23 protein-coding genes are annotated in these 25,810 nt (G+C 69.4%); 11 read left to right on the top strand and 12 right to left on the bottom strand.

Annotation, left to right across the window (positions count from 1 at the left end; genetic code table 11):
* Positions 1 to 3 precede the first annotated feature (3 nt).
* Positions 4 to 450, top strand: coding sequence for a tol-pal system-associated acyl-CoA thioesterase (gene ybgC, locus ACYQPG_RS12795; protein WP_461231087.1), 447 nt, complete (start codon positions 4 to 6; stop codon positions 448 to 450).
* A 9-nt stretch (positions 451 to 459) separates the two neighbouring features.
* Here ybgC and ACYQPG_RS12790 read toward each other — a convergent pair whose 3' ends face one another.
* Positions 460 to 1,248, bottom strand: a complete 789-nt coding sequence (locus tag ACYQPG_RS12790; protein ID WP_147905788.1) for an HpcH/HpaI aldolase family protein — start codon at positions 1,246 to 1,248, stop codon at positions 460 to 462.
* Between the two features lie 328 nt (positions 1,249 to 1,576).
* Between ACYQPG_RS12790 and tolQ the strand changes: the two genes are divergently transcribed.
* The 4 genes from tolQ to tolB all read left to right on the top strand — a co-directional run bounded on the left by tolQ (position 1,577) and on the right by tolB (position 5,529).
* Entirely contained in the window at positions 1,577 to 2,293 is a 717-nt protein-coding gene (gene tolQ, locus ACYQPG_RS12785; protein ID WP_147905787.1) for a protein TolQ, read from the top strand.
* 25 nt (positions 2,294 to 2,318) lie between these two features.
* Positions 2,319 to 2,765: an ExbD/TolR family protein gene (locus ACYQPG_RS12780; RefSeq protein WP_147905786.1), complete on the top strand. Its 447-nt coding sequence runs from the start codon at positions 2,319 to 2,321 to the stop codon at positions 2,763 to 2,765.
* A 10-nt stretch (positions 2,766 to 2,775) separates the two neighbouring features.
* A complete protein-coding gene (gene tolA / locus ACYQPG_RS12775; protein WP_461231086.1) occupies positions 2,776 to 4,089 on the top strand; it encodes a cell envelope integrity protein TolA in 1,314 nt (437 codons plus the stop codon).
* A gap of 81 nt (positions 4,090 to 4,170) precedes the next feature.
* A complete protein-coding gene (gene tolB / locus ACYQPG_RS12770) occupies positions 4,171 to 5,529 on the top strand; it encodes a Tol-Pal system beta propeller repeat protein TolB (protein ID WP_246692246.1) in 1,359 nt (452 codons plus the stop codon).
* A gap of 24 nt (positions 5,530 to 5,553) precedes the next feature.
* On the opposite strand, the gene ACYQPG_RS12765 is transcribed toward tolB, so the two are convergent.
* The 7 genes from ACYQPG_RS12765 to secA all read right to left on the bottom strand — a co-directional run bounded on the left by ACYQPG_RS12765 (position 5,554) and on the right by secA (position 18,560).
* A complete protein-coding gene (locus ACYQPG_RS12765; RefSeq protein WP_461231085.1) occupies positions 5,554 to 6,612 on the bottom strand; it encodes a GSU2403 family nucleotidyltransferase fold protein in 1,059 nt (352 codons plus the stop codon).
* 131 nt (positions 6,613 to 6,743) lie between these two features.
* Positions 6,744 to 7,976 (bottom strand): MFS transporter, encoded by a 1,233-nt coding sequence (locus ACYQPG_RS12760; RefSeq protein ID WP_147905783.1) that lies wholly within the window; start codon positions 7,974 to 7,976, stop codon positions 6,744 to 6,746.
* 294 nt (positions 7,977 to 8,270) lie between these two features.
* Complete coding sequence (locus tag ACYQPG_RS12755) at positions 8,271 to 10,820, bottom strand: sensor histidine kinase (protein ID WP_461231084.1); 2,550 nt, start codon at positions 10,818 to 10,820, stop codon at positions 8,271 to 8,273.
* A 395-nt stretch (positions 10,821 to 11,215) separates the two neighbouring features.
* A complete protein-coding gene (gene ahcY / locus ACYQPG_RS12750; protein ID WP_419829562.1) occupies positions 11,216 to 12,616 on the bottom strand; it encodes an adenosylhomocysteinase in 1,401 nt (466 codons plus the stop codon).
* 140 nt (positions 12,617 to 12,756) lie between these two features.
* Entirely contained in the window at positions 12,757 to 14,706 is a 1,950-nt protein-coding gene (locus ACYQPG_RS12745) for a potassium transporter Kup (protein ID WP_147905780.1), read from the bottom strand.
* 271 nt (positions 14,707 to 14,977) lie between these two features.
* On the bottom strand, positions 14,978 to 15,649 hold the full coding sequence (bioD, locus tag ACYQPG_RS12740) for a dethiobiotin synthase (RefSeq protein WP_147938108.1): 672 nt from the start codon (positions 15,647 to 15,649) through the stop codon (positions 14,978 to 14,980).
* 13 nt (positions 15,650 to 15,662) lie between these two features.
* Entirely contained in the window at positions 15,663 to 18,560 is a 2,898-nt protein-coding gene (secA, locus tag ACYQPG_RS12735; protein WP_461231083.1) for a preprotein translocase subunit SecA, read from the bottom strand.
* A gap of 249 nt (positions 18,561 to 18,809) precedes the next feature.
* Between secA and ACYQPG_RS12730 the strand changes: the two genes are divergently transcribed.
* Complete coding sequence (locus tag ACYQPG_RS12730) at positions 18,810 to 19,724, top strand: peptidylprolyl isomerase (protein ID WP_147905777.1); 915 nt, start codon at positions 18,810 to 18,812, stop codon at positions 19,722 to 19,724.
* 245 nt (positions 19,725 to 19,969) lie between these two features.
* Here the strand turns inward: ACYQPG_RS12730 and ACYQPG_RS12725 are convergent, their stop codons facing one another.
* The gene (locus ACYQPG_RS12725) at positions 19,970 to 20,128 is read right to left on the bottom strand and encodes a hypothetical protein (RefSeq protein WP_461231082.1); all 159 of its coding nucleotides are present in this window, start codon (positions 20,126 to 20,128) and stop codon (positions 19,970 to 19,972) included.
* 94 nt (positions 20,129 to 20,222) lie between these two features.
* Positions 20,223 to 21,305, bottom strand: a complete 1,083-nt coding sequence (hemH, locus tag ACYQPG_RS12720) for a ferrochelatase (protein ID WP_147938107.1) — start codon at positions 21,303 to 21,305, stop codon at positions 20,223 to 20,225.
* A 241-nt stretch (positions 21,306 to 21,546) separates the two neighbouring features.
* On the opposite strand from hemH, the gene ACYQPG_RS12715 reads away from it, so the two are divergent.
* Positions 21,547 to 22,236: a uracil-DNA glycosylase gene (locus ACYQPG_RS12715; RefSeq protein ID WP_147938106.1), complete on the top strand. Its 690-nt coding sequence runs from the start codon at positions 21,547 to 21,549 to the stop codon at positions 22,234 to 22,236.
* A 4-nt stretch (positions 22,237 to 22,240) separates the two neighbouring features.
* Here the strand turns inward: ACYQPG_RS12715 and ACYQPG_RS12710 are convergent, their stop codons facing one another.
* Complete coding sequence (locus tag ACYQPG_RS12710; protein WP_187278328.1) at positions 22,241 to 22,696, bottom strand: hypothetical protein; 456 nt, start codon at positions 22,694 to 22,696, stop codon at positions 22,241 to 22,243.
* Between the two features lie 273 nt (positions 22,697 to 22,969).
* On the opposite strand from ACYQPG_RS12710, the gene ACYQPG_RS12705 reads away from it, so the two are divergent.
* Both ACYQPG_RS12705 and ACYQPG_RS12700 read left to right on the top strand, forming a co-directional pair.
* On the top strand, positions 22,970 to 23,452 hold the full coding sequence (locus ACYQPG_RS12705) for an AMP-dependent synthetase (protein ID WP_147938105.1): 483 nt from the start codon (positions 22,970 to 22,972) through the stop codon (positions 23,450 to 23,452).
* A 284-nt stretch (positions 23,453 to 23,736) separates the two neighbouring features.
* Positions 23,737 to 24,201, top strand: coding sequence for a hypothetical protein (locus tag ACYQPG_RS12700; protein ID WP_419829559.1), 465 nt, complete (start codon positions 23,737 to 23,739; stop codon positions 24,199 to 24,201).
* A 33-nt stretch (positions 24,202 to 24,234) separates the two neighbouring features.
* On the opposite strand, the gene ACYQPG_RS12695 is transcribed toward ACYQPG_RS12700, so the two are convergent.
* The gene (locus ACYQPG_RS12695) at positions 24,235 to 24,450 is read right to left on the bottom strand and encodes a hypothetical protein (protein WP_419829558.1); all 216 of its coding nucleotides are present in this window, start codon (positions 24,448 to 24,450) and stop codon (positions 24,235 to 24,237) included.
* A 114-nt stretch (positions 24,451 to 24,564) separates the two neighbouring features.
* Between ACYQPG_RS12695 and ACYQPG_RS12690 the strand changes: the two genes are divergently transcribed.
* Together ACYQPG_RS12690 and ACYQPG_RS12685 are read left to right on the top strand one after the other, a co-directional pair.
* Positions 24,565 to 25,371, top strand: a complete 807-nt coding sequence (locus ACYQPG_RS12690; RefSeq protein WP_147938101.1) for an enoyl-CoA hydratase — start codon at positions 24,565 to 24,567, stop codon at positions 25,369 to 25,371.
* A 120-nt stretch (positions 25,372 to 25,491) separates the two neighbouring features.
* Positions 25,492 to 25,806, top strand: a complete 315-nt coding sequence (locus tag ACYQPG_RS12685; RefSeq protein WP_147905768.1) for a hypothetical protein — start codon at positions 25,492 to 25,494, stop codon at positions 25,804 to 25,806.
* The last annotated feature ends 4 nt before the right edge of the window (positions 25,807 to 25,810 follow it).

Raw genomic sequence — 25,810 nt, 5'->3', positions numbered from 1 at the left:
TCGATGAGCGCACAGACCTCCCCCACCGGCGCGCCGACGGACGACGCCCTCCATCGCCTGGGCGTGCGCGTCTACTACGAGGACACCGACTTCTCGGGTTTCGTCTACCATGCCAGCTACCTGCGCTTCCTGGAGCGTGGCCGGACCGAGCTGCTCCGGAATCTGGCGGGCGATCAGTCCGATCTGCATCGAGAGGCCAGCGGCCTCGTCTTCGTGGTCCGGCGCATGGCGCTCGACTTCATCCGCCCCGCCCGCATGGACGACCAGCTCACCATCGTGACCCGGACCCGGCAGCTGCGCGGCGCCTCGATGCAGCTCGCCCAGGAGGTCCGGCGCGGCGACGATCTACTGGTCGCCGCCGACGTCCTGGTCGCCTGCGTGCGCGACGGACGCGCCATCCGGCTGCCGGAGGCCCTGCGCCGGCTCCTGGCCCCTTCCGGAGCCGCCTGACGCGTCCGGTCAGGCGACCCGCGTCGGGTCGGCGTCGCGCAGGAGTTTGGCGAAGGCGTTGACGATGGTCATCGCGTCGTACTCGACCGAGACCAGCTGGAAGCCCATCGCAACCATCTCCCGGGCCCGCACGGGCGACGGCGAGAACGCGCAGGGCAGCTTGCCGGCAGCCCGGGTCTTGCGCACGATCTCGCCGAGGGCGGTCGTGACCGCAGCGCCGGACGGGTCGATCGCCGTTCCCTTGGAAAGGGCGATCGACAGGTCGGCGGGGCCGACCAGGATGCCGTCGATGCCCGGCAGGGCCAGGATCTGCTCCAGCGCGTCGATCGCCTCCGCGGTCTCGCACATGGCGATGGTCAGCGCCCGGGCGTTGGCGCCGGCGAGGTATTCGGAGGCGTCGCTCAGGCCCGACATCCACATGGCGCGGTCGGGCCCCCAGCTCCGCTGCCCGACCGGCGGATACTTGGTGGCGGCCGCCAGCGCCTGTGCGTCCGCCACGCTGTTGATCATCGGCGCGACGATGCCCGCGGCGCCGGCATCCAGCATCCGCGACGCCATGGCAAAGTCGCCGACCGGGATCCGCACCAGGCTCGGCTTGCCGGCGAGCGCCACCTCGGTGATCGCCGCGCAGCACGACTGATAGCCGTGCGCCCCGTGCTGCTGGTCGAGCAGCACGGCGTCGAAGCCGGCGCGCGCCAGGGCTCCGGCGATGGTCGGGTCGGCGATGCAGGACCAGCCGAGAAATCGGGCCGGCCCCGCGGGCAGCAGGCCGTGGAGGCTCGGAACGGGCAGGGTCATGACACGTCCTGGACTGAGGCTCGCGGCGACGGGTTCGCCGTAGGGGTGAGGATAACGGGCCTGGTTTCGCGAGGTCCAGTCTCGGGCGGGCGCGTCGCGACCCATACTGCGGCCGATGTCCTGGAATGCCCTAGGATCGCCCCGATCGAAACCGATCCTTAACCCTGTCGCGCCCTTAACGAAGTCGGTGCGATGCCGCCCGATTACGGGGTGAAGACGGCCCTTACTTTCGACAGATTCGCGGACGATAGCATTGATATCGCTCACGGATCCGGCGGACGTGGGCCTCGCCCGGCGCATCTCGATCCGGAGCAGGAGATCTCGACGGATGAACCCAGCCGACGCGATGCAGGCCGCGCCTGTCGCCGACATGACGCTGCTCGGACTGTTCCTGCAGGCCCACTTCGTCGTGAAGATCGTGATGGTCGGGCTGCTCAGCGCCTCGGTCTGGTGCTGGTCGATCATCGTCGACAAGACGCTGCTGTTCCGCCGCACCAAAGCCGAGATGGACGCGTTCGAGGACGCGTTCTGGTCCGGCCGCTCCCTGGAGGAGCTGTTCCGCTCGTTCAACGACCGTCCGGCCACCGGGCTGGCGGCGGTGTTCGTGGCCGCCATGCGCGAGTGGAAGCGCTCGTTCGAGGGCTCGGGCCGTCAGGTCCAGTCCCTGTCGCAGCGCATCGAGAAGCAACTCGACGTCACCATCCAGCGCGAGGTCGAGCGGCTCGAATCGCGCCTGCTGTTCCTCGCCTCGATCGGCTCGGCCGGCCCGTATATCGGCCTGTTCGGCACCGTTTGGGGCATCATGACCGCGTTCACCTCGATCGCGGCCTCGAAGAACACCTCGCTGGCCGTCGTCGCCCCCGGCATCGCCGAGGCGCTGTTCGCCACCGCGATCGGCCTGTTCGCCGCGATCCCGGCGGTGCTCGCCTACAACAAGCTGCAGGCCGAGGTCTCGAAGTCGCAATCGCGGCTGGAGGGTTTCGCCGACGAGTTCTCCGCGATCCTCTCCCGCCAGATCGACGAGCGCCTGTCGCTCGCCGCCTGACCGGGCCGATCCAGGAGATTGATCCATGAGCATGGCGGCGGGTGCATCCCACGGCGGCAAGCGGCGGCGGCGCAGGGGCCGGCGCGGCGGGCCGATCAACGAGATCAACATGACGCCGTTCATCGACGTCGTGCTGGTGCTGCTGATCATCTTCATGGTCGCGGCGCCGATGATGACGGTGGGCGTTCCCCTCGATCTGCCGCAGTCGAAAGCCTCGCCGCTCAATTCCGACGTGAAGCCGGTGACGATCTCGATCCGGCAGACCGGCCAGGTCTTCCTGGGTGAGGACGAGCTGACCGACGACACGATCATCCCGAAGCTCCTCGAGACGTCGAAGTCCGGCACCGAGGAGCGTGTGTTCGTTCGCGGCGACAAGCGGGTCGATTACGGCCGCGTCGCCCAGGTGATGGCGATCGTGACCGGCGGCGGCTTCAAGAAGGTCGCCCTCGTGACCGAGCCAGAGCATCAGTAGGGTCCGGACCGTGGAGTTCCACTTCGACCGCAAGGAACCGGGTGTCTGGATCTCCGCCGGCACCCACGTGGCGCTGCTGGCCTTCGCGCTGTTCAGCGTGGCGGCTCCGGCCCTGCCGGAGGCCCAGGAGGGCGTCCCCGTCGAGGTGATCACCGAGAACCAGTTCTCCGAGATCACCAAGGGCGAGCGCCAGGCCGACAAGCCGATGCCGAATGCCCAGCCGCGGGCCGATCGCCAGGCCGAGAAGGTCGAGGATCGCGAGCCCGAGAACGCCAAGACCGACGCGCCGACCGCGCCCACCCGCACCGCCGACATGAAGCTCGCCAACGCGGAGGAGATGCCCCTGCGCGCCGAGCCGGATCCGCAGGAGGTGGCGAAAGCCGCCAAGGCTGCCGAGGAGAAGCGCGAGGCGGAGAAGTCTGCCGCCAAGGCCGCCGAGAAGGCCGCCGAGAAGGCGGCTGAGAAAGCTGCGGCCGACAAGGCTGCGGCGGCCGAGAAGGCCGCGGCGGCCAAGGCCGAGGCGAAGGCGGCTGCCAAGGCCGAAGCCGAGAAGCGCGAGCAACTCGACAAGCTGATCGAGCGGCAGGAGGCTGAAGCCGCGGCTGCGGCCGCGAAGGCCGCCGCCGCGAAGGCGGAGGCCAAGGCCAAGGCGGATGCTGCCAAGGCCGAGGCCGCCCGGGAAGCCGCCCGGAAGGCTGCCGAGGCCAAGGCCGAGGCGGAAGCCGAGCGCCAGAAGGAGGTGGCCGAGGCCAAGGCCGCGCACGAGAAGGCGGAAGCCGCCGCCAAGGCCGAGGCCGCCGCCAAGGCGAAGTCCAAGGCGATGGCGGACGCCAAGGCCAAGGCCGACGGCGAGGCCAAGGCGCGCAAGCAGGCCGAGCTCGCCGACAAGTTCAACGCCGGCGACATCCGCTCCGTGCTGGCCTCGAAGGCGCCGTCGCAATCCACCGGGGCCACCGGCCACACGGTGCAGAAGGTCGCGGCTCTGGGCGCCGCGACCGGCACGGCGCAGCGCCTGTCGCCGTCCCTGCGCGACGCCCTGGTCGGGCTGCTGCAGCAGCAGATCGAGCGCTGCTACTCCGCGCCTCCGGGCGCCGCCCAGGGGGTGGTTCTGCCGGTGCTCGACATCCGGCTGAACCCGAACGGCTCGCTGAGCACCGAACCGCGGATCATGCGGGGCGGCTCCAGCGGGGTGGACCAGTCGATCGCGCAAGCCGCGCTCCGGGCGGTGCGCCGCTGCGCGCCGTATAACATTCCGGCCACCTACGCGCCGTACTACAACGACTGGAAGGCCATCAACGCGGAGTTCGAGTTCACGGCGACCTGAGATCGCCCTCCGCGTCGCCTGCCGTCACCCGCCTCCCCGTCTGATCGCCACTTCGTCTGATCGCCACTTCGGGTCCGACCCATGCACAGCACTTCCTCCGCCGGGCGCCTTCTGGCGCCCTCAGCCGCGCACCTGATCGCGCCCATCGTCGCGTTGCTGGCGCTGCTGTCGGTCGCCGTCGGCTTCGCGGCCCCGGCCCAGGCGCAGCTGCAGCTGCGCATCGGCGGCGGCAACTTCCAGCCCTTGCCGATCGCCATCGCGGATTTCGGCGGCGACCCGAGCCTCGGCGGCCTCGTCTCCGGCGTGGTGACCAACAACCTGCGCCGCTCCGGCTACTTCACGCCCCTCGACCACGCCCGCTTCCCCGAACAGCCGAACTTCGACGCCGCGCCGAACTTCGAGAAATGGCGCGCCACCGGCATCCAGGGCCTGGTCACGGGGCGCGTGTCCCGGGACGCCGCGGGCAAGCTGAAGGTCGAGTTCCGCCTCTGGGACGTGAGCTCGGGCCAGCAGATGACCGGTCAGCAATACGGCACCGACACCGCCAACGCCCGGCGCACCGGCCACCTGATCTCGGACGCGGTCTACACGAAGATCACCGGCCTCGGCCCCTGGTTCGACAGCCGTATCGCCTTCGTGGACGAGAGCGGCCCCAAGGAGAACCGGCGCAAGCGCCTGATGGTGATGGACCAGGACGGCGCCAACGTCCGGGCGATCACCAGCGGCGAGATGTCGATCGTCGCGCCGCGCTACTCGCCGGCCACGCAGGACATCGCCTTCATGGCGCAGGCCACCGGGCATCAGCCGCGGGTGCAGGTGATCAACCTCGAGACCGGCGCCCGCCAAGCCCTCGGCAACGTCGATTCGATGAGCGCGAGCCCGCGCTTCTCGCCCGACGGCCGCAAGCTCGTCATGAGCGTGCAGCAGGGCGGCAACGCCGACATCGTGACCATGGACATCGCCTCGAAGGCCCAGCGCTCGATCACCAACGGCATGGCCATCGACACCTCGCCGACCTACGCCCCGGACGGCGCGCAGATCGCCTTCGAATCGGATCGCGGCGGCTCGCAGCAGGTCTACGTGATGGGCGCGGACGGCTCAAACCCGCACCGCATCACCTTCGGGGCGGGCTCAGCCTCCCAGCCGGCCTGGTCGCCCCGCGGCGACCTGATCGCCTACACCCGCCAGCGCAACGGCGGGTTCGCCATCTGCGTCTCGAAGCCCGACGGCACCGGCGAGCGCGTCCTCACCGAGGGCTATCACAACGAGGGGCCGACCTTCGCGCCGAACGGCCAGTACGTGCTGTTCTTCCGCGACCCGGGCGGCCAGGGCGGCGGCAAGCTGTTCATGGTCGACATCACCGGCAAGGTGGAGCAGTCGGTCCCGACGCCCTCCTACGCCTCCGACCCGACCTGGTCGCCGCTGCTGGCGGGACGCTGAGTCGTTTGGCATTATGGAGCCCGGCTACCAGTCGGGCTCCGACCGTTTAGCGTCGGCATCTTCGGGCGCCGGTGGCTTGCCGATCGTATCGGCCAGATCGCGCAGGGCGCGCGGTAGGGCTCTGAGCGCAGGGTCGTCGAACGGCAATCGGGGCAGCCGCGTCCGAATCAGGGATGCGACGAGACCCGCCTGTGCGGCATCGCGCGAACGTTTCAGCGGATCGCGGTCGCCCCTGGTCGAGAGCCATGCCTTGTGGAGCGCGAAGGCGCGCGGGTCGATGACCCACATCTGCACCGGATAGCCCCTGGCATCGATCGCCGTGACGGCGGTCTTCGGGCTGTTGACCGACCATGCGAGCCCCTCGATCTCGACCGCCTGCAATTCATCCGAGGCCGATCCGATGCGATTGAGAACCGGAGGCCGTATCGGATCCTTCCCGGCCGGCATGATCAGATCGACCAAGTAACCGTCGCGGTTGACGGCGCGGAAGCCGGGATTCCCGACGACGGTGAACGAGCGATCGACCTTTCGCAGTTCGGCCAGCAACCCGCCTGCCGCCGTCTCCGGCGCAACGAGGCGCAGGCTTTTTCGGGCATCGTACAGCAGATCGATGTCGCCCGTCGCGAGCTGCGGGCCTGCAATCTGAACGCCTCCGAGGCGTTCATAGGCGTATAGGGCGTTGGTACCGACGACCCCGAAGACGGGACCGTAGAGCCGCGTCTCAGTCAGGCGGCGCAGGACACGGGCCGCGATGATGGGCATTCTCCCGAGGCGGAGCGCGCGATTGACCGGGGCCATCGCGTCCATGCGGGCAGCGAGGTTTGCGATTCGATCCTGCAGATCCGCGCGGCCGTCATGGAAGCCGCGGTGGATCTCCTCCGTGTCGGACGAGCGGGCACCGAGAGATTTCCAGACGCCCTGTCGCTTCCGATACAGGTACGTATGCGAGCCCACCGTCTTCCAAGCCATCGAACCCGCATAGCGGTGATCGAGCTCGGTGCGGGCCGCAACGTAGGCGCCGAAGACCTGCTCCGTGTCGATCGTCTGTCGGGCTTGATCGCCATTCAAGTCGGTGAACAGCATGGCTCGATTCCGAGCCCTTTTCGACGAGCTTGGTTTGATAGCACACGTCGCGTCCGGCACAAGGTATTGAAAGGGAATGCATTATCCCTTTCTGATTGTGATACTGACCTCGAAGGGATAATGGCCGGCCGCTACCCCCGCACCAGCAACCGGTCCCGCGCCCGCAAGGCCGGGAAGAACCGGCCCCAGAGCAGCGCGACCGCGATCGTCGCGGCGCCGCCCGCCACCACCGCCGGGACCGCCCCGATCGCGGCCGCCAGTACGCCGGATTCGAACTCGCCGAGTTCGTTCGAGGCGCCGATGAACACCGTGTTTACCGCCGAGACCCGGCCCCGCATGGCATCCGGGGTCTCGCCCTGCACGAAGGTCTGGCGGACATAGACCGAGATCATGTCGGCGGCGCCGGTGACGAACAGGCAGGCCATCGACAGGGGCAGCGAGGTCGAGAGGCCGAACACGACGGTGGCCGCACCGAACAGCGCGCAGGCCCGCAGCATCCGCACGCCGGCATGGCGGCGCAGCGGGCGGTAGGCCAGCAGGACCGCCATGGCGACCGCCCCGAAGGCCGGCATGCTGCGGAGCGCGCCGAGCCCCAGCGGGCCGACATGCAGCACCTCGCCGGCATAGATCGGCAGGAGCGCGGTGGCGCCGCCCAGCAGGACGGTGAACAGGTCGAGGCTGATCGCACCCAGCACCACCGGCTGCGAGCGGATGTAGCCGATGCCGGCCGAGAGGGCCGCCCAGGTGATCGGCGGCCGCTCGGTCACGGCAGCAGGCCGGAACCGGATCAGCCCCGTCAGGACGCTCGCCAGCGCGAAGCTCGCCGCCGCGCCGCCGAACACGACCGACGGCCCGAGCGCGTAGAGCAGGCCGCCGAGCGCCGGGCCCATCACCGACGCGCTCTGCCAGAGCGAGGCGTTCCACGCGATGGCCGATCCGAATTGCGGCCCCGGCACCAGGGTCGGCAGCAGCGCCTGCAGGGCCGGGTTGGCGAAGGCCCGCGCGGTGCCGACGACGATCACCAGGGCGTAGATCGGCCAGATCGCCTGGAAGCCGGCCAGCGCGTAGGCGAGCAGGCCGAAGCTCGCGAAGCTCTGGAGCCCGAAGGCCGCAGCGCCGACCAGGCGGCGGTCATAGGCGTCGGCCACGTGGCCGGTGATCAGGGCGCAGATCACCGCGGGCAGGAAACCCGCCAGCCCGACGAGGCCCAGCGCCAGCGCAGAATGGGTCAGGTCGTAGACGAACCAGCCGATCGCCACCGCCTGCATCTGATACGCGAGGCCGGTGAGGAAGCGGGCCGAGCCGAACAGCCGGAAGTCCCCGATCCCGAAGACGGCCCAGCCGGAACGATCTTTTTCGGACATGCGCCCTGCTGAGCCCGGCGGGGGGATTAATCAAGCCCGGCGGAGGGCCCGCTCCGGCAAACGGAGCGTCCTGTTCGCCGCCCTGGTCAGGGTGCGTTCGACGGCACCCCCCGGCCGACCGAGCGCTCGAATCGACGGAGATCCCGATCCCGAGATCCTGAGGTACCGCGTCAGTGGCTGCGCAGGAGCCCTCCGGGGAGCGCCCGCCGGTTGGCGGCCCCCGTCGCGGTTTCCGCTTCGCTGCGTCCCGTCCGGACGAGGTGGGAGATCGGGAAGGACCGGTGAAACAGCGCCTCAGTGGACCGCCAGGCCCGGCTTGCGCGCGGCGATCACGGTCGGGGTCGTGGCGGGTCGTCGTTCGGGATGCTCGCGCTGCAACCCGTCAAAAGGGAAGAGCGGGAAGATGCAGGTCACCTGGGTGCCGGCCCCGGGTGCGGTCTCCAGGAGGACCCGCCCGCCATGGAGTTCGACGAAGGACCGCACGATCGACAGGCCGAGCCCGACCCCGCGATGGCGGGTGCCCAGGGTGTGGCTCTCGAAGCGGTTGAAGACCGAATCGGCGATCTCCGGCGGCATGCCGCGGCCGTGGTCGCGCACGCTCAGGATCAGCTCCTGGGCCTCCCGGCGGGCGCGGACCTCGACCCGCTGCCCGGCGTCCGAGAAGCCGACGGCGTTGGACAGCAGGTTGAACAGGATCTGGCGGATGCGCTTCCCGTCCGCGTGGACGCTGCCGATATCCTCGGGCACGTCGAGGGCCAGGGTGATGTGGGATTCGGCCAACCGGTCCTCGATGCCGCGCAGGGCGGCCTCGATCGTGGTCTGGACGTCGACCTCCTCCCGCTGAAGCTCCAGCGAGCCGGCATCGATCGAGGCGAGGTCGAGGATGTCGTTGATGATGACCAAGAGCGCCGCCGACGAGCGCATGATGTGGTCGGAATATTCGCGCTGACGGTCGTTGAGCGCCCCGACCGTCTCGTCGCCCAGCAGCTGCGTGAAGCCGATGATGTTGGTGAGCGGCGAGCGTAGCTCGTAGGAGACGTGGTGCACGAAGGTGTCGCGCAGCTGCGCGGCTTTCTCGAGCGCGTCGTTCTTCTCGGTCAGCGCCCGCTCGACGTTCACGCTGGCGGTGACGTCGATCAGGGTCAGCAGGGTCGCGCCCTCGGGCAGCGGCTGCGCGGCGCAGTCGAGAACCGTGCCGTCCACCACCTCCAGGCGGCAGGACTGGGCGGTGCGTGATTCGAGGCCGACCACCGCGTCGCGGATGTCGAGCCACGGCTCCTCGGCCGGCGCCAGCGACCGGCAGGCCGCGATGACGGCATCGACATGCGGCCGCTCCTCGACGGTCGCCGGATCGAGGCGCCAGACGGTGCAGAACGCCCGGTTGGCGAGCGTCATGCGCCCGTCGGCGCCGAACACCGCCACCGGCTCGGCCAGGGTGTCGAGGGTCTCGGCCTGGAGGCGGCGCAGGGCGATGTAGCGGGTCTCGGCGTTCAGGCTGTCGGAGACGTCGTCGAACAGGTAGGTCAGGCCGCCCTGCGGGTTGGGGTCGGCCACGACACGGAGCGTTCGTCCGTCGGGCAGGTACCACCAGCTCTGGTTGGCCTCGGCGGCCCGGTAGGCGGCGAGCACCCCGTGCTTCCAGCCGCGGAAATCGGCCTGCTCCTCCAGCTTCCGCTCGGCCCGGAGATGGTCGAGGATCTCGCCGTCGGAGGGGCGGCTGTCGAGGAAGGCCTGGTCGAGGTCCCAGAGCTGGCGGTAGGCGGCGTTGTGGAAGATCAGCCGCTGCGAGACGTCGAACATCGCCACCGCGGTCGGCAACTGGTCCAGGGTGCGGACGTTCGCATTCATCTGGCGCTGCAGGTCGGCGCGGACGCTCTCCAGTTCAGAGACGTCGATGGCGATCCCGACCCGGCCGCTGTCCAGGGTGGTCTCGAACACGTCCAGCATGCGCCGGCTGCCGGCCACCACGGCCGAGAGCCGCGGGACGGTCCGGGTCAGGCCGGCGGCGCGCGCCGCCTCGTCGCGGATGATCGCCTCGCGGGCCGGACGGTCGAACAGCTCGACGCCGCCGTCGAGAGCGGCCTCGCGGGTCTCGGCCTCGACGGCCGCCGCGTAGGCGGCGTTGACCCAGCTCAGGCCGCCGTCCCGGTGGCGCCGCCAGACGGGCTGCGGGATTGCGTCGAGGAGCCCGGCCAGCGCCGACAAGCCGCGGCGGGTCTCGTCCAGGGTCGCGCGCAGGTCGGCGATCTCGCAGCGCTCCTGGCTGGTCTCGCGCAGGCGCAGCAGCGCGCGGCCGGCCACCGCCTGCCCGTGGGCGTCGATGCTGCGCCCGGTCTGGGTGCGTAGGCTCAGGGAGAAGCTCGTGCCCCGCGCCCGCAGGGTCTCCACCGCAGCCTCGACCGCGGCGGCGTCGGAGGCGACCAGCCAGGTGCCGAAGGCGAGGACACGGCGGGCATAGCCCGAGGTCGGCCGCTCGCCGTAGATCGCGAGGCTGATATCGCCCTCGACCACCGGCTCGCTGCGCCGGTCCCAGGTGACGATGACCTGGCGCTCGGCGTTGAGCAGCATCTCGGCGCGATCGTGGGCGCCGCGGAGCACGTCGAGGGCGCCGGCCAGCTCCCGCTCCCGGCGGGTCCAACGTGCGCGCTCGTAGAGGTGGAGCAGCGAGAGAATCACCGCGAAGGCGACGAGGCCGCCGAAGATCGCCAGGGCGGCGACGCCGTGCATCTCACGCGGCGCGTGCGTGGTCGCGGTCTCGGGCAGTTCGGCGAGCGCAGCGCTCGCCGCCGTCAATGTGAGCGCACCCACGCAGATTCGAACGTGCGCGGCACGACCGACACCCATGATAGCCCTGCCCCCACCCCTGGCGATCCGACATGCGCGTGCAACCGCGCGGCGCGAAACGCACCGTCCCCGCGACGATTCTCTCGAACCCTCGCGGACCCACCGATCTAAGATTCGGCTGCACCTTACCGTGCGGCGGAATCCAGCCGGAAGGGGAACGAAGCGTGGCTATACGCCGGGGGCTCACAATCATCCGTTAACGACACTCAGAAGACACAGTGCGTTGGCGCTCAAACGGGTTGACAAACGAAAGGGCCCGACGCAGCGCGCCGGGCCCTATTTTGCTTGGTGATGGAGGCGTCGAACGCCGTCCCGGCCCTTATAGATCCGGTTAGGAATTCAACCTCCGGTTTGGCTCGCGCGCCGAACCGGAGGCGCCGCCGGCCGGAGCCGGCTCAGTAGCGGTAATGCTCGGACTTGAACGGGCCGGCCTCGGAGACGCCGATATAGGCGGCCTGGTCGGGGCGCAGCTTGGAGAGCTTCACGCCGATCTTCTCGAGGTGCAGGGCCGCGACCTTCTCGTCGAGGGTCTTGGGCAGGGTGTAGACCTGCTTCTGGTACTTGGACGTGTTGGTCCAGAGTTCGATCTGCGCCAGCGTCTGGTTGGTGAACGAGGCCGACATCACGAAGGACGGGTGACCCGTGGCGTTGCCGAGGTTCACCAAGCGGCCCTCCGACAGGAGGATGATGCGGTGGCCGTCCGCGAAGGTGATCTCGTCCACCTGCGGCTTGATGTTGGACCACTTGAGGTTCTTCAGGCCGGAGACCTGAATCTCGTTGTCGAAGTGGCCGATGTTGCAGACGATCGCCCGGTCCTTCATCGACCGCATGTGATCGAGGGTGATGATGTCCTTGTTGCCGGTGGCGGTGACGAAGATGTCGGCGCGCGGGGCGGCGTCCTCCATCGTCACGACCTCGTAGCCCTCCATGGCGGCCTGGAGCGCACAGATCGGATCGATCTCCGACACGAGCACGCGGCAGCCGGCATTGCGCAGCGAGGCGGCCGAACCCTTGCCGACATCGCCGAAGCCGGCGACCATCGCCACCTTGCCGGCCATCATCACGTCGGTGCCGCGGCGGATGCCGTCGACCAGCGACTCCTTGCAGCCGTAGAGGTTGTCGAACTTCGACTTGGTGACCGAGTCGTTCACGTTGATCGCCGGGAAGAGCAGCTTGCCCTCCTTGGCCAGCACGTACAGGCGGTGCACGCCCGTGGTGGTCTCCTCGGAGACGCCCTTGATGCTGTCGGCGAGGCCGGCGAACCAGCCCTTCGGCTTCTCGGCCAGCTTCTTCTTGAGCAGCGCGAAGAAGACCTCCTCCTCCTCGCTCTCCGGCTTGTCGAGGAAGGCGGTGTCGCCGCGCTCGGCGCGCAGGCCGAGATGGACGAACATGGTGGCATCGCCGCCATCGTCGAGGATCATGTTCGGCATGCCGCCGTCATGCCAGTCGAACAGGCGCGAGGTGTAGTCCCAGTACTCCTCCAGGGTCTCGCCCTTCACGGCGAAGACCGGGATGCCGGCGGCCGCGATGGCGGCGGCGGCGTGGTCCTGGGTCGAGTAGATGTTGCAGGAGACCCAGCGGATGTCGGCGCCGAGCGCCTTCAGGGTCTCGATCAGCACGGCGGTCTGGATCGTCATGTGCAGCGAGCCGGCGATCTTGGCGCCCTTCAGGGGCTGCGCAGCGCCGTATTCCTCGCGGACCGCCATCAGGCCCGGCATCTCCGTCTCGGCGATCGAGATCTCCTTGCGGCCGTAATCGGCCAGCCCGATGTCCTTGACGATATAATCCTTGGCCATGAGTCGGCGGCTCCGTGTGTTCGCGTTGCGGTTCGGGGCCAGCCCCTACCACTTCGAACGTTACGAAGCAATCAAGACATAAACATGTCTTTATGCGTTCCAGGCTGCGAGGGCGTTCGCCGCCGGTTCTTTTCGCCTGCTCAGATCTCGATCTCCGTGCCGACCTCGACCACCTGCCGGGTCGGCACGCCGAAGAAGGCGCCGGTGCGCTCGGCGTTGCGCTGCATGAAGGCGAACAGGTTCTCGCGCCACGGCGCCATGCCGAGATGGTCGTCCTTGGGGATGATCGTCTCGTGCCCGACGAACACGGTCATGTCGTCGACGACGTTCGCGGGCAGGTGGCGGGACGCGACCGCGCAGGCCAGCCCTTCCGGGATCGAGGCCTCCTCCATGAAGCCGTAGCGCAGGATCACCCGGTAGAAGTCCGGCGCCAGGATCGTCACGTGGGCGCGCTGCTCCACCGGGACCGTGGGAGTCTCCTCGTAGAGCGCGGTGATGATCAGGATGCGCTCCATCAGCGCGTGGTTGCGCTCGACGAAGCGCGACAGGTGGAGGGGGATCCCGTGCTCGGCCGCCGACAGGAAGGCCGCGGTGCCGGGCAGGCGCAGCAGGTCGCGGTGCTGGAGCCCGGCCAGGAACGCATCCTCCGGCAGGCGCAGCGCGACCCGGGCCTGCTCGACCAGCTCGTTGCCCTTCTTCCAGGTGAGCATCATCAGCGCGACGAAACCGGCGAGCACCAGGGGAAACCAGCCGCCCTCCAGGATCTTCACGCTGTTGGCCGCGAAGAACACGGCGTCGATGGCCAGGAAGATGCCGTTGACCGCGAAGACGAGGATCGGGTTGTAGCCCCACCGCAGCGCGATCAGCGCCGCGAGCAGCGTGGTGATGGCCATCAGCATCGAAACCGCGATGCCGTAGGCCCCGGCGAGCGCGTCGGAGGACCCGAACAGCACCACGGCCACCAGGGTCGCGGCGGCGAGTAGCCAGTTCACCATCGGGACGTAGATCTGGCCGCGCTCCTCCCGGGCGGTCTGGACGATGCGCATCGCCGGCAGGAAGCCGAGCTGCACCGATTGCTGGGTCAGGGAGAACACCCCGGAGATGATCGCCTGCGAGGCGATGATGGTGGCGAGTGTTGCCAGCGCGATCAGCGGGTAGTGGCCCCAATCCGGGCACAGGCGGAAGAACGGGTTCTCGATCGCGTCGGGCGCGGCGAGCAGCAGGGCGCCCTGCCCGAAATAGTTGAGCACCAGCGCCGGCAGGACCAGGACGAACCACGCGGCCCGGATCGGCATCGCGCCGAAATGGCCGAGATCGGCGTACATCGCCTCGCCGCCGGTGACCGCCAGGAAGGCCGCGCCCAGCATCGCGAAGCTCACGTGCCAGCCGGCATGCAGCATGAAATCGACGGCGCGCAGCGGGTTCAGCGCCGACAGGATCTCGGGCTTGCCCAGGATGCCGACGATCCCGAGGGCCGCCAGCACCACGAACCAGACCAGCATCACCGGGCCGAACACCCGGCCGATCACCGCGACGCCCTTGTGCTGGACGGCAAACAGCACGACCAGGATCGCAATCGTGATCGGCACGACGAAGTGCCCGAGCGACGGCGCGTCGACCTTCAGCCCCTCGATCGCCGAGAGCACCGAGATCGCCGGGGTGATCGCGCCGTCGCCGTAGAGCAGCGCGGCACCGATCAGCCCGACCACCAGCAGCACGGCCTTCAACGTTCCGGGCTGCGCCTGCCGGGCGCCGAGCAGCGCCAGCATGGCCACGATGCCGCCCTCGCCCTTGTTGTCGGCGCGCAGGATCAGCACCGCGTATTTCAGCGACACGATCAGGATCAGCGACCACAGGATCAGCGACACCGCGCCCGTCGCGGCGGCCGGGACCGTAGCGCCCCCGGCGGTGGCCGCCTTCACGGCCTCCTTGAAGGCGTAGAGCGGGCTGGTGCCGATATCCCCGTAGACGACGCCGAGCGCGCCGAAGACGAGGGCGGGCTTGAGCCGGCTTTTCTGGGAGGCATCGTCGTCGTCGCCCGCGCGAGTTCGCGCATCCGGAGCCGCCGCGGGTGCAAGGGACTGACTCAACGCACGTCTCCCGCGGGCTCAAACGCGCCGGCCCTGGCGGCAACAGGTAGAGCGCTGTCTGTCCGAGTGGAAGCGGTCGCGTTCGGATGGGCTCCCGGTCAAAGGGCTCGCCATGGGTCGAACGATCACCGGGAAGCCGTATCGCGTCTCCAACGGCGTGGTCGTCGCCGGCGAAGGGATCACGCCGCTTTTCCCGGACGGTCGGACCGTCAGCGGACTGCGACCCGGGAACGGGACGGCGCGCAACAGGCGCTTTCCGGCCCGTACCCGGTCATACCCGATCGGCCAGGGCGTCCGGGCACGGCTCGCCCCGCCGCAGGCCGAACACCGGCACGCCGGCATGCCGGGCGATCGACGCGGCGACGGTGGAGAGCGGCGCGGGCGCGCCCTCGCTTTCGCTGATGGCGACGGCCAGCAGCGGCACGCGGTGCAGCCGCAGGGTCTCGCAGGCGGTGAGCGCGTGGCTGATCGCCCCGAGATAGCTGCCGGAGACGAGCAGCGCCGGCACGGCCAGCTCCCGGAGCCAGTCGAGGCCGGTCGCGGCCCCGGTGACCGGGCTCATCAGCCCGCCGACCCCTTCGATCAGCAGCGTGCCCTCGGTGCGGGCGATCTGCGCCCGGCACCAGGCGACGAGCTCGGGCAGGTCCAGCGCCCGGCCCTCCAGGGCGGCCGCCTGATCGGGCGCAAGCGGGGCCGAGAACCGCCAGGGTGAGCAGGCCTCGACGGTCTCGGCTTCGACAGCGAGGCCCTGCGCGTCGAGGAGGTGCGCCGTGTCGCTCTCCGCGAAGGCCGGATCGCTCAACGGTGGCACGCCGCTCGCCAGGGGCTTCAGGGTCCGGACCTGCCGGCCCTGCGCCCGCAGGCGCCGGGTCAGCGCCGCGGTGACGTAGGTCTTGCCGATCTCGGTGCCGGCGCCGGCGACGAAGACCGTGCGGGCGGCCATGATGCCGGCCGCCTCAGGCCTGGAACGTGCCGTGGCAGTGCTTGTACTTCTTGCCCGAACCGCACGGGCACGGCTCGTTGCGCCCGACCCGGCCCCAGGTGGCGGAATCGTTCGGGTCGCGCTCGAGCACCGCGCCATCCACCGACAGGCCCTGGGCCGCGTAGCCGTAGGCGGGACCGCCGCCGCCGTCGCTACCCGAGCCGCGCTCGCCGTAATCCATCTCGTTCTCGCCGGTCACCGGGTCGAGATGCTGGGCGAACATCGGCGGCAGCTCCGGCGTGCCGCCCGGGAAGCCCTGCTGCTGATCGGGCTGCTGGTGCACGATCTCGACGCGGGAGAGCTGCGCCGTCACCTGCTCGCGCAGGGACGTCACCAGGCTGTTGAAGAGGTCGAACGCCTCGGACTTGTACTCGTTGAGCGGGTCGCGCTGGGCGAAGCCGCGCCATCCGATCACCTGCCGGAGGTGGTCGAGGGTCACAAGGTGCTCGCGCCAGAGGTGGTCCAGCGTCTGGAGCAGGACCTGCTTCTCGATGTAGGCGGTGATCTCGGTGCCGTTCTTCTCGGCCCGCTCGGCGTAGCCCGTCTCGGCGGCCTTGAGCAGGCGTTCGCGCATCTCCTCGTCCGCGATGCCCTCTTCCTTGGCCCAATCCTCCACCGGCGCGTCGAGGTTCAGCACGTCGCGGACCTGTTCGCGCAAGGCCGCGACGTCCCACTGCTCGGCGTAGGCGTTCTGCGGGATGTAGCGGGCGACGAAGTCGTCGATCACGCCCTCGCGCATCTCGTCGACGGTCTCGCGCACGCTCTCCTGGGCCATGAAGTCCCGGCGCTGCTCGAACACGACCTTGCGCTGGTCGTTCATGACGTTGTCGTATTTGAGCACGTTCTTGCGCATGTCGAAGTTGCGCGCCTCGACCTTCTGTTGCGCCTTCTCGATCGCCTTGTTGATCCAGGGGTGGATGATCGCCTCGCCCTGCTCCAGGCCGAGCTTCTGCAGCATCCCGTCCATGCGGTCGGAGCCGAAGATCCGCATCAGGTCGTCCTGAAGCGACAGGTAGAACTTCGAGCGGCCCGGATCGCCCTGGCGGCCGGAGCGGCCGCGGAGCTGGTTGTCGATGCGCCGGGATTCGTGGCGCTCGGTGCCGATGATGTAGAGGCCGCCCGGCAGGGCCTTCTTGCGGCCGGCCTCGGGGTCGGCCGGCTCGCCGGAGGCCAGGACCTTGGCGCGGTTGTCGGCGATCTCCGCCTTGATGGCGTCGATGGCGGCGTCGCGCTCCGGACCGTCGGCGAGCTGACCGAGCTCCTTCTCGATGCGCATCCCGAGGTTGCCGCCGAGTTTGATGTCGGTGCCGCGGCCGGCCATGTTGGTGGCGATGGTGATCGCGCCGGGCACACCGGCCTCGGCGACGATGTAGGCCTCCTGCTCGTGGAAGCGGGCGTTCAGCACGGCGAAGCGCTTGGTGACCCGGCCCTCGCGGGCGGCCTTGTAGACGTCGGTGAGCGCATTCGGATCGGAATAGTCGAGCAGGGTGTAGCCGGCCTTCTTCAGCATCTCGGCCAGGTGCTCGGACTTCTCGATCGAGCCGGTGCCGACCAGGATCGGCTGGTGGCGGCTATGCGCCTTGTCGATCTCCGCGATGATGCCTTCGTACTTCTCGCCCACCGTGCGGTAGACCTCGTCGTCCTCGTCGACGCGCTCGACCTCCTTGTTGGTCGGGATGTCGACCACGTCGAGCTTGTAGATCTCGGCGAACTCGTCGGCTTCGGTCGAGGCCGTACCGGTCATGCCGGCGAGCTTGCCGTAGAGGCGGAAGTAGTTCTGGAACGTGATCGAGGCCAGCGTCTGGTTCTCGGGCTGGATCGTCACGCGCTCCTTGGCCTCGAGGGCCTGGTGCAGTCCCTCAGAGTAGCGCCGCCCCTGCATCATGCGACCGGTGAACTCGTCGATGATCACCACCTCGTCGTTCTTGACGATGTAGTCCTTGTCCCGGGTGAACAGGGTGTTGGCGCGCAGGGCCTGGTTCACGTGGTGGACGAGGCTGACGTTGTGGGCGTCGTACAGGTCGCCGTCCTTGAGCAGGCCGACCTCGCGCAGGGTCTCCTCGACGAACTCGTTGCCGGCTTCCGTGAGCGAGACCGTGCGCTGCTTCTCGTCGAGGTCGTAATGCTCGCGCACCAGCCGGGGCATGATCGCGTCGACCGAGACGTACAGCTCGGAGCGGTCGTCCACCGGCCCGGAGATGATCAGCGGCGTCCGGGCCTCGTCGATCAGGATCGAATCGACCTCATCCACGATCGCGAAGTTGTGTCCCCGCTGGGCGAGCTGCGACAGCTCGTACTTCATGTTGTCGCGCAGGTAGTCGAAGCCGTACTCGTTGTTGGTACCGTACGTGATGTCGCAGGCATAGGCCGCCTTGCGCTGCTCGTCGTCGAGCCCGTGCACGATGGTCCCGACGGTGAGGCCGAGGAACCGGTAGAGCTGGCCCATCCACTCGGCATCGCGGGCGGCGAGGTAGTCGTTCACGGTGACGACGTGGACGCCCTTGCCCTCCAGGGCGTTCAGGTAGACCGGCAGGGTCGCCACCAGGGTCTTGCCCTCGCCGGTCTTCATCTCGGCGATGGCGCCCTCGTGCAGCACCATGCCGCCGATCAGCTGCACGTCGAAATGGCGCTGGCCGAAGACCCGCTTGGCCGCCTCGCGGACGGTGGCGAAGGCCGGGACCAGGATGTCGTCGAGGCTCTTGCCGGCGGCCAGCTCCGCCTTCAGCATGTCGGTCCGCGCCCGGAGCGCGTCGTCCGACAGGGCCTGGATCTCCGGTTCCAGCGCGTTGATCAGCGCCACCCGCGGGCGGTAGCCCTTGACGCGGCGGTCGTTGGAGGAGCCGAAAATCTTCTTGGCGATCGAGCCGAGCATCGTTGACCTGCAGACGCGCGAGCCCGCCGACGGGTGAGCGTGGCGGGCCGGCCTTGGCGGAGTTGGCCGGGCTTATAGAGGTAAACATCCGCCGACGCACCTGAAAGAGGCAGGCTCCGATAGGCTCGGCGCCGGAAGGCCGAAACGGCAGCGCTTGCCTTCTCGCGCGACGCGCGCCACCTGTGCCGCGGCCCGCCGCCCGGCCTCGACAGGGGCGGCAACGAGACGTCAGCCGAGGACCACGCCAGCATGCCGAACACCGCCCTCCTCCGGCGCGCGAGCGCGCTCGCCCTCATGCTCGCGATACCGGGATCCGCGCTGGCCCAGGCGCCCCAGGCGGCCCCGTCCTCGACATCGACGCCCGCGGCCAACACGGCGACTGCGCCGAGCCCCGACACCGTGGTGGCGAGCGTCAACGGCAAGCCGATCACCCAGGGCGACCTCGCCATCGCGTCCGACGACCCGGCCCTGTCGCTCCCGGGGGTGGACGAGGCGCAGAAGAAGTCCCTCCTGGTGGATTACATGGTCGACCTGCGGGTCGGCGCGCAGGCGGCCGAGGCCGCCAAGATCGGCGACACGCCGGAGTTCAAGCGCAAGCTCGCCTACTTCCGCGACAAGCTCCTGCTCGACGATTACCTGGAGCAGGAGGCCAAGCGGGCGGTGACCCCTGAGGCCGAGCACGCGATCTACGATCAGACCGTCAAGCTGATGAAGCCCGAGGAGGAGGTGCACGCGCGCCACATCCTGGTGGACAACGAGGGCGACGCGAAGAAGATCGCGGCCCGGATCAAGGGCGGCGAGGATTTCGCCAAGGTCGCGGCCGAGGCCTCGAAGGATCCCGGCTCCAAGGCAGAGGGCGGCGATCTCGGCTGGTTCACCAAGGAGCGGATGGTCCCGGACTTCGCCAACGCCGCCTTCGCGATGAAGCCCGGCCAGGTCTCCGATCCTGTGAAGAGCCAGTTCGGCTGGCATGTCATCAAGGTCGAGGAGAAGCGGACCAAGCCGCAGCCGACCTTCGACGAGCTGAAGGAACAGATCGACCAGCACATCGTCCGCAAGGCGCAGCAGGACATGATCCTGAAGCTGCGCGCCGAGGCCAAGATCGACCGGACCGACGCTGCGCCGGCCGCCGCGCAGCCGGCGCCGGATACGAAGAAGCCGTGAGCCGGTCGGGACGAAAGGTGTTCCCCATCCTCTCGTCAGGGAACGGGATCGGATAACAAATCGTGGCCTTCCGGGGCGCCGCAGGCGAACCCGGAGGCCAGATCCACCGACAGCGCTAGGCCGGATCGGTCTGCGTCTCTGGATCCCGGGCTTCGCTTCGCGGCCCCGGGATGACCAGGAGGGTGGTCGAACGACTAGCGAACGCTCACGCCTTCAGACGGTCAGTCCTTCCGCGCCCGGATGCCTCAATACGGCCGGTCGGGATGCAGGTAGGCGGAGTGGGTGGGCGCCACCGGTACGGTCACCCCGAGCGCGGCGAGTTCGGCCGTGCGGCGGCCTTCGGCGATCCGGTCGAGCACCGCGATCAGCAGCCAGGGACACGCGATCCCGATGAAGAAGCCCATGTGATCCTCCAACGCCGGATCTGCGAGGCGTCCAGCTTTGGAGGATGATAGGCCGGTCCGGGCCGTCCGCAAGCGGTGCGCGGACGCTTTCGCGTCAGAGCCAGCCCTGAAGCTCGCGGCGCACGACGTGCTCGATGACCTTCATGCCCAGGTCGGAATCGTTCAGGCACGGGATGTAGGCGAAGCGCTCGCCGCCGTTGCCCTCGAAATAGTGGCGGTTCTCGCCGTCGAGCTCCTCCAGCGTCTCCAGGCAATCGGCCGTGAAGCCCGGGGCGACGATGGCCATGCGCTTCACGCCGGATTTCGCCAGCTCCGTGACGGTCTCGTCGGTGTAGGGTTTGAGCCATTCCTCGTTGCCGAAGCGCGACTGGAACGTCACCCGCATGCGCTCGGGCGACATCCCCAGGGCCTCCCGGATCAGGCGCCCGGTCTTGTGGCACTGGCAATGGTAGGGGTCGCCCTTGAGCAGGTAGCTGCGCGGCACGCCGTGGAACGAGGTCAGGATCACCTCGGGCTCGAAATCGAGCTTTGCCAAGCCCTCGCGGATCGAATCGGCCATCGCGGCGATGTAGACCGGATCGTCGTGATAGGGCGGTGACACCCGTACGGTCGGCTGCCAGCGCATGTCCATCAGGGCGCGGAACGCCTGATCGCAGGCGGTGGCCGAGGTCGCGGCGGCATATTGCGGATAGAGCGGAACCAGCAGGATCCGGTCGCAGCCCTGGTCGAGCAGCGCCTGGAGCCGGTCGGCGACCTCCGGCTTGCCGTAGCGCATCGCCCAGTCGACCACGACGGAATCCCCCATCGCGGCCTGCAGGCGCTCGCTCTGGCCCCGGGTGGTGGTCTTGAGCGGGCCCTCGTTGCGGGTGTTGTTCCAGACGCTGGCGTAGTCGCGGCCCTTCGGCCCCGGTCGCTTGGTCAGGATGATCAGGTTGAGCAGCGGCCACCAGATCAGCCGCGGCACCTCGATCACCCGCCGGTCCGACAGGAACTCCTTGAGGTAGCGCCGCATCGGCCAGTAGCTGGTGCCCTCGGGGGTGCCGAGGTTCATCAGCAAGACGCCGACGCGGCCCCAGGCGACCTTCGGATGGTCGGCCGGCATGCCGCCCGCAGCGGGGACCATTGTGGAGAGGGGCCGGCCTTCCGCCAGCGCGGCGGGTTCGACGCGTTCGTTCATGGCAGCGTTCCGGCGCCGCGCGCCGAGTCCTTCTTCTGGCTTCAGATACCCGGCAGCCGGCGCACGCGCTTGGGCCGGAGGCTTCCCGGTGTCAGAGGCTTCCCGGTATGCGCTGCAATCCCATGTAGGGTGCCGCGCCGCCCAGCGAAGGCCGGCTGCGACATGCTGCACCGGACGTGCCATGCATGATCGACCGTTCCTCCCTAGCCACCGCCGTCCCGGCCCGCAACCGCGAGACCCGATGTCCGACACCCCCGTGGCCGCCGCACTGGCGGCTTTCCGCGCCTCCGGGTCGCCGTGGCTGGCGCTGCCGTTCTTCGTCGGCGACGCGGCCGACGCCGTCGCGGCCCGGGTCGATGCCCGGATCGCCGCGGGCGCGCGGGTTCTGCCGGCGCCGGCCGACATCTTCCGGGCGCTCGCCGAGACGCCGCTGCCGGCGGTCCGCGCCGTCATCCTCGGGCAGGATCCCTACCCGACGCCGGGCGACGCCAACGGCCTTGCCTTCTCGTATGTCGGATCCGGCCGCGTCCCGGCCTCGCTGCGGGTGATCCTGGCCGAGGCCGGCTCGGAACGGTCCGCCGGCGGCGACCTGACGGCCTGGGCCCGGCAGGGCGTGCTGCTCCTCAACAGCGCGCTCACCGTCGAGGCCGGCAAGGCCGGCGCGCATCTGCGCTATGGCTGGTCGGCGTTGACCGACGAGGCCGTCGCGGCGGTCTCGGCGCGTCCGGAACCGGCGGTTTTCCTACTGTGGGGCGCTCAGGCCCGCGCCCGGGTGCCGCTGATCGATGCGGCGCGCCACGGCGTGTTCGAGAGCGGGCACCCCTCGCCGCTCAACCGCGCCCGGGATTTCCCGGGCTCGGACCCGTTCGGCCGCGCCAACGGCTGGCTGGGTGAGCGCGGGGTGGCGCCGATCGACTGGCGCCTCGGCTGACCGGTTATTGCGCCGGCTTTGCGGGCTCTGCCGGCTTTACGGGCTCCGCCGGAGCCGGCGCGTCGGCGGCTTGGCCGGCCGGCAGCAGGACGTTCTTGGTGATGGAGCCCTCGGGCCCGTACTCGCCGGCCACCGCGATGCAGGCCTGATCCCGGTTCTGGGCCATCTGGTTCGACATCAGCGTGAACATGGTCTGGACGCGGTTGCCGAACGGGCCGCGCGGCTGGACGTCGTCCACCCGCACGTTCTGCTTCGCCAGCAGGCCCTCGAAGGCCGCGTTGCCGATGCGGTAGCCGCAGACGTTCGAGGCGGCGAAGATGTAGGCGGCGAATTCGAGCGCGCGCGGCGACGGGGCGTTCCGGATCTGCGCCTGCGCCGGCAAGGCGGCGAGCGTCGCGGCGGCGAGCGTCAGGGAGAGGGCTGTGGCGTTGGGGGCGACCCGGCGCGTGGGGCGGTTCATGGGACGGTGTTCCTCGGTCCGGGGCGACCTCTTCCGGGCCGCCCGCGTGGAGCCGGACATAGGCCGGACCGGGCACATCGCCAATGCGACCGAATTCGCATGCAAATTGCGGTCGGCCGTTCATCAACGATTCGGCATAGGCGCAGTCGCAGGGGTCCGCGGACCGGAAAACAGCCCAGTGTTCCGATGATCTGCGTTCGTGAGACAGAGTGTTAACCGGCTCGCGTCACGCCAAGGTCCACCGTTTAACCAGATCCAGGCGGTTCGCAGCGTATGTTTGGCGTGAACTCCACTGTCGCAGACATCTCCGTCCCGACGCCGGTTCCCAATCCGGCCACCCGTGATCCGGGCCGGCGCCTCCGCTCCGGCGGCGCTTCCGGGGATCGGCATCCGCACCACGCGCAGACCGCCCCGGCGATCTGCCCCAACCGGGTTGCGCATTGGGCTTACGGCGAAGGCCTCCGGGCCGGCGCGACCGTCGCGCTCCTCGTCCGCGACCTCGGCCAGGCGGAGGCGATGCGGCTCGGCCTGGCCCGGCTCGGGATCCGGGTCGTCGCCATCGACGGCAGCCGGCGCGGCGAGGCCCTCGCCGACAGCCTGGCCCTCTCGGCCGCGACGCTGGTAATCGCCGATACGGTCCTGGCCGAGGCCTATGCCGGCGTGATGGGCCGCCTCGCCTCCTATCCGTCCGTGTGGTGGAACGGTCCCGGCGCCGACTTCGCCAGCCTGGATCTCGCCCTGGCCGAGCAGGATTGAGGGGCGATTGGCTTCGGCGCCGTGAGGCATCTGCTGCGGATCGGTGATACGCGCATCACAGATCCGATCGAAGCGCTCACGCATGACGGCGACCGAGGCCACGAAGCCCGGTGATTCGAGCAACGCCCTCCGGCGAGATCTCCTGAGCGTCCGCGACGACGTTGGCTCCGCGGCTCGCGAACATCGGCAGGCCGGGTTTCCCGTCTGCTCCGTCGAGGACGATACGCCCGAAGACTTGCTCGTGAGGGAATACTCGGACGGACGGCCGCAACGGGTCCGGTTCGATGTCGCAGGCGACCAAGTCATCCGCGATCTATGACACCGCAGCGCCGGGGTTTTGCCGGGCCGACTGGTGCTGGCAAATCAATCCCGGCCCGCCGTTATGCAGTTGGACCAATCGCGGCTGTAAATCCGGACGCCTTCGCGTTGCTGCCGGTGCGAGCCGCCTCGCCATCGAGCATGGCCGGGCTTTGCGAGACGGGCGGCAGACTTTCGGCCTCGCAACGACCTCGGCCGGTCGACGCCAGCGCGCTTCCCCGGCCGAGACCCGCGCACCGGGCTTCCAGATCAACCTCGTCTTCGTCGGGATCGCGCGCCTCCTCCAATCGCGGACCCGCGTGGCCGAGCGCGTGAAGCGCGGCGGCCATCCTGTTCGGCCGGCCGACCTCGAGCGGCGTTGGGCCCGCAACTCGGAACATTTGCTGGACGCTCGGCGGGTCGCCCACCGTGTCTCGGTCTTCGACACTTGAGCGCTCGCCGCCGAAGTGGAGGCCGGTTCGGCGTTACCGAGCACGTTGAATCAAGGGCTTAGCGCTGTTTCCGATTGCAACGTGATCGGGAAAAGCTCGAGCGGCAAGCGAAGCAAACTGATCTTGAGCCGCGAAAATGATGATACGAAGCTGGCCAACCGCATCTTGCCGCTCTGGGCCATGACCGCCATCCCCGTCACCATGGGACACGTTGCCGGCGAGGAAACGCTCATAGACGATCGTGGCCATGCCGATCGCAACCGGATCCCAGGGGGCATCGGCCCCAGGCAACGATGACCCGCATCGGCCCCGGGAGCACATGTGCGCCCCTTCGCGCGACTCAGCTCAAGTGAGGATCCCGGAATGTCCGCAGCCCTGACCGCTCAAGCACCCGCAGACGCCCCCGTCCTGCTGCGCCACGATGCCGACGGCGTCGCCACCCTCACGCTGAACCGTCCCCAGGCGCGCAACGCCCTGTCGATGGCCCTGATGGGCGCCCTTCAAGCGCAACTCGACGCGATCCGGGAGGATGCCGGGGTGCGCGTGGTGATCCTGCGCGGCGCCGGCCCGGCCTTCTGCGCCGGCCACGACCTCAAGGAGATGCGCGCCGATCCTTCGCGAGCGGCGACCGAGGCGGTGTTCCGCACCTGCGCCCGCCTGATGCTGAGCCTCACGCGCCTGCCGCAGCCGGTGATCGCCCAGGTCCACGGCATCGCGACCGCAGCCGGCTGCCAGCTCGTCGCCACCTGCGACCTCGCGATCTGCGCCGAGGAGGCTCGGTTCGCCACGCCGGGCGTGCAGATCGGCTTGTTCTGCTCGACCCCGATGGTCGCCGTGTCGCGGGCGGTGTCGCGCAAGGCCGCCCTCGAGATGCTGCTGGTCGGCGAGCCGATCGACGCGCAGGAGGCGCACAGAATCGGCCTCGTCAACCGCGCCGTGCCGGCCGCGGATCTGGAAGACGCGGTGGCCGCCATGGCCCGGAAGATCGCCGGGAAGGCCCGGCGGGTTCTGGCGGTCGGCAAGGAGGCGTTCGGCCGCCAGATCGAGATGGGCCTGGAAGAGGCCTACGGCTACACCGCCGAGGTCATGACCCGGAACATGATGATGGCCGACGCCCAGGAAGGCATCGACGCGTTCCTGACCAAGCGGACGCCGCGCTGGGAGCCGTGAGCCCGGCGCGATACGACGCAGGCCCGGTGCCTCGCGACGCGTAGGCTCGAGCTCCGCCCTGCCCTAGGATCGGGGCACACCCTGTCCTGCCGGTCTCGGCACGTCCTCGCGGAACGGCTGATGAGCACCCTCGACCTGTTCGGACTGACGCTCGCCTTCGTCGGCGCGATGCCGCCGCCCCGGCCGCCGCGTCCGCGGCCCGACCGCGCGACCTGGGCCGCGGCCCTGCTGTTCGGCGGCGTCTGCCTGGGCACCGTCGGGCCGATGATTACGATCTGGAGCTTCCACCGGCCCTATGCCGAGGCCAAGGCGCGGTGCATCGCGGATGGTGGCCGGATCCTGTACGCGGCGCTGGACGGCAGCGGCCCCTATCGCTGTGCCCGCCCGCTCGGTGCCGCCGATGGCGGCGCGCAGCCACCCCTGCGAGCGTATTAAATCC

It is taken from the genome of Methylobacterium sp. CM6246 (assembly GCF_054818005.1).
The sequence above is the reverse complement of the archived record's forward strand: the minus strand, read 5'-3'. Positions and strand labels throughout refer to the sequence as shown.